The sequence below is a fragment of the Longimicrobiales bacterium genome, assembly GCA_035764935.1.
In the GTDB taxonomy this organism is placed as follows: Bacteria; Gemmatimonadota; Gemmatimonadetes; order Longimicrobiales; family RSA9; genus DASTYK01.
On record DASTYK010000130.1, the window covers coordinates 1 to 3,147 of the forward strand.

General features: G+C 68.3%; 4 protein-coding genes. All 4 read right to left on the minus strand.

What is annotated here, in order from left to right; genetic code table 11:
• Positions 1-540 (minus strand): site-2 protease family protein (locus tag VFU06_10545; GenBank protein HEU5209843.1); only part of this gene is annotated, 540 nt, incomplete at its 3' end.
• Positions 528-1,682, minus strand: a complete 1,155-nt coding sequence (gene dxr, locus VFU06_10550) for a 1-deoxy-D-xylulose-5-phosphate reductoisomerase (protein ID HEU5209844.1) — start codon at positions 1,680-1,682, stop codon at positions 528-530. The genes dxr and VFU06_10545, both read right to left, overlap by 13 nt.
• Complete coding sequence (locus VFU06_10555; protein ID HEU5209845.1) at positions 1,682-2,575, minus strand: phosphatidate cytidylyltransferase; 894 nt, start codon at positions 2,573-2,575, stop codon at positions 1,682-1,684. Before VFU06_10555 ends, dxr begins: the two co-directional genes overlap by 1 nt.
• Before the next feature lies 1 nt (position 2,576).
• Positions 2,577-3,147 (minus strand): polyprenyl diphosphate synthase (gene uppS, locus VFU06_10560; GenBank protein ID HEU5209846.1); only part of this gene is annotated, 571 nt, incomplete at its 5' end.

A 3,147-nucleotide genomic window follows, 5' to 3' on the forward strand; every position in this document is an offset into this window, starting at 1 on the left:
TTCGACGGCCTCTCCGCCGATCGAAACGATACGGGTCCCGCGCGGCACGGCAACGAGCGACTCCGTGCCTTCGTTCAGGTACTCCTCCGTCACGCCACCGAGCACCGCCGGCGGCTCGATCGGAACGCCCCACACGGCCCCGACGATGCCGAACACCAGCACCGCGAAGAGGAAATTCATGATGACGCCGGCCGAGATCACCAGCATGCGCGCGGGCAGCGACTTCGCGTCGAAGTGCCGCGGGCTCGGCTGCTTCCCCTCGGCGCGCGGCGAGTCCGTCTGCCCCTCGACCATCTCGAGCTCTTCCATCCCGGCCATCTTCACGTAGCCGCCGAGCGGGAGCAGCGAGACGACGTACTCGGTTTCGCCGCGGCGGAACCCGAACAGGCGGGGACCGAAGCCGATCGAGAAGCGCGGCACCTCGATGTCCACGGCCTTGGCCGTGAGCAGGTGCCCGAGCTCGTGCACCAGGATCAGGACCCCGATGACGATGATGAACGCGACGACTGGATTGGTCAGAATATCGATCAGGACATCCATGAGGCCTTCAGCGCTTCTTCCGCGGCCGCGCGCGCGGCCTGATCTGCAGCGTGAATGGTTTCGACGGAGTCGACCCGTGCCGGCACGTGCTGCGCCAGCACCCGCTCGACGGTCTCGGCGATGCCGCCGAACGGAATGTGCCCCGCGAGGAATCCGGCAACCGCGATCTCGTTGGCAGCGTTGTACACCGCGGGTGCGGTTCCGCCCTCACGCCCCGCCGCGCAGCCCAGAGAGAACATCGGAAAGCGCCGGTCGTCGATGCGCTCGAACGTCAGCGGCCCGGCGGTGACGGGATCGAAGCGTCGCGTGCCCGTGTCCGCGCGCCGCTCCGGCCAGGTGAGCGCGTACAGGATCGGCAGCTCCATCGTCGGGAAGCCAAGCTGTGCGAGCACGGAGCCGTCCGCGGTCTCGATCATCGAATGAATGATCGACTGCGGGTGCACGACGGCTTCGATCCGCTCGTACGGCATGTCGAACAGGAAATGCGCTTCGATCACTTCCAGCGCCTTGTTCGCAAGCGTCGCCGAATCGATCGTGATCTTCGCACCCATGTCCCACGTGGGGTGCTGCAGCGCCTGCTCCGGTGTCGCAGAACCGAGTGCGGCGGCCGGCCAGTCGCGGAAGGGACCTCCCGATGCGGTCAGCACCAGCCGCTGTACCGTATCGCGATCGATGCCTGCGAGACACTGCAGGATCGCGCTGTGCTCGCTGTCGATCGGGATCAGCTCACCGCCGCCGCGCCGCAGTGCCTCCAGCACCAGCGGTCCACCGGCGACGAGCGACTCCTTGTTCGCCAGGGCGAGCCGCTTCCCTGCATTCAGTGCCGCGAGCGTCGCGTCCAGCCCTGCAGCACCCACCACGGCGTTGATGACGATGTCGGCGTCAGGGTGCGTTGCTGCCTCGAGCAGCGCTGCGCGCCCCGTCGCGAGCTGGACACCGTTGAAGCTCGTGCCGTTGAGACAGTCCTCGTCGACGAGCGCCGCCAGTGCGGGACGGTGCTCCGCGCACAGCGTCGCGAGCTCGGGTGCGCTCCGGTGTGCGGCGAGTGCAACGACGCGGAACTCGTCACGATGCCGGTTCAGCACCGCGAGTGCGCTCCGGCCTATCGAGCCGGTGCAGCCGAGAATCGCAACGCCACGCATCAGCCGCCCAGTGCCGCCGGGAGCGTGAGCCGCAGGAACCAGTACATCAGCGGCAGCGTGAAGAGCAGCGCGTCGAAGCGATCGAGCACGCCACCGTGACCGGGCAGCAGCGCGCCTGAATCCTTGACGCCCGCCTCGCGCTTGAGCAGCGATTCGGCCAGGTCGCCGATCTGTGCGGTGATCGAGACCAGCAGCCCCGCAAGGGCACCGAGCAGCAGCGGATACTCCACGCCGAGCCAGGCGCCCAGGATCAGCCAGGCGTACAGGGCTCCCATGACCGTCGTGCCTACGACGCTGCTGATTGCGCCTTCGACCGTTTTGCCGGGGCTCACGGCCGGGATCAGCTTGTGGCGCCCCCACGCGCGGCCACCGAAGTATGCGAACGTGTCGCCGAGCCAGGTCAGCGCGATCGGCATCGCCAGCAGGATCGCTCCGCCTGTCGCGGTGCCGACAGCGCTGCCGGCGCCCGACCATGTGGGATCGTTGCCTAGCCCGCGCAGCGCCACCGCGTAGCTGAGCCCGCCGCCGACGAGCAGTGCACCGAAGATCGTGATCGCACTCGAGGCGAGCGGGCGACCTGCAACACCGCGGCGCCAGATCACCAGGGCTGCGGCAAGTAGCGTCGCGCCGATCAGCAGCGCCCAGGACAGCGGCGCACGATCGATGGCCGACGCTTCCGCCAGCAGCACGAACAGACCTGCAAGCGGTGCACCGACGCCGTCCAGCGGCGAGACGCCACCCGCTTCGGCCATGCGGTACAGCTCGCGCGCGCCCATTGCGGCAATGACCGCGAGGATCAACGCAAGGACCCACCCACCGATGTAGAGGACGACGACGGCCAGGGGAATGCCGATGGCCGCAACCGCGACACGCTTGCCGAGCTCGCTCGCCATGTCAGCCGACGCTGACGCGACCGAACCGGCGCTCGCGCTTCTGGAAATCGTCGATTGCCTCGAACAGGATGTCGCGGCTGAAGTCCGGCCACAGCACGGGCGTGATGTACAGCTCCGTGTACGCAAGCTGCCACAGCATGAAGTTGCTGATACGCTGCTCGCCGGAAGTGCGGATCAGCAGATCCGGATCCGGAAGTCCCGCCGTGTACAGCTCGCTCGCGACGTCCGCTTCGGTGATGTCCTCCGGTGACAGCTCACCATTCCGGACGCGCGTCGCCAGGCGCTGCGCCGCCCGCACCAGCTCCGCCCGGCCGCCATAGCTGATCATCAGGTTGAGCTGCAGGCAGTCGCAGTCCGCGGTCAGTCGCTGGATCTCGGCGACCGCCCGTCGCGGGCCCGGTGGCAGCCGGTCCGTCTGGCCGAAGATGCGCACGCGCACCCCCTGCGACTGCAGCTCCTCGCGCTCCTTCACCAGGTAGCGCTGCAGCAGCCGCATGAGTGCCGCAACCTCGGCCGCGGGACGGTTCCAGTTCTCCTGCGAGAACGCGTAGAGCGTGAGCACGCGAACGCCG

Bases quoted from the DNA above. Each gene is read 5' to 3' on its own strand.
- dxr (HEU5209844.1), bottom strand. From the start codon at position 1,682: ATGCGTGGCGTTGCGATTCTCGGCTGCACCGGCTCGATAGGCCGGAGC.
- VFU06_10555 (HEU5209845.1), bottom strand. From the start codon at position 2,575: ATGGCGAGCGAGCTCGGCAAGCGTGTCGCGGTTGCGGCCATCGGCATT.